The 278-nt window shown below is 60.1% G+C and carries 1 protein-coding gene; it reads right to left on the bottom strand.

What is annotated here, in order from left to right; all coding sequences use genetic code 11:
* On the bottom strand, positions 1 to 278 hold a 278-nt coding region (locus EOD29_RS31460; protein ID WP_206520540.1), incomplete at both ends, for a hypothetical protein.

The following is a 278-nucleotide window of genomic DNA, read 5'->3' on the forward strand; positions in this document are numbered from 1 at the left end:
CGGCGATAGCGTTGGAACGGATCGGATTTGCCCGGCGGCGTGAACCAGTCGACAACCTTCGAGTAGCCCACGGCAAAGCCGATGAAGCCGATCGCCATCAGGAGAATGGCCCAGAATGGCGTCCCGTTCGCCGCCTCCGGTTTCACGAATGCCGCGATCGAAAGCGGCACCATGACGACCCCTCCCACGCCAAGCAGATTGACGACAGGGCGGAACATGCAGAGCGCAAAGAAGGTCAGATACCACGCGCAATAAAACACGGTCAGTACGCTTCCGAG

Origin of the sequence: Mesorhizobium sp. M1A.T.Ca.IN.004.03.1.1 (assembly GCF_003997555.1) — a bacterium.
GTDB lineage: Bacteria > Pseudomonadota > Alphaproteobacteria > Rhizobiales > Rhizobiaceae > Mesorhizobium.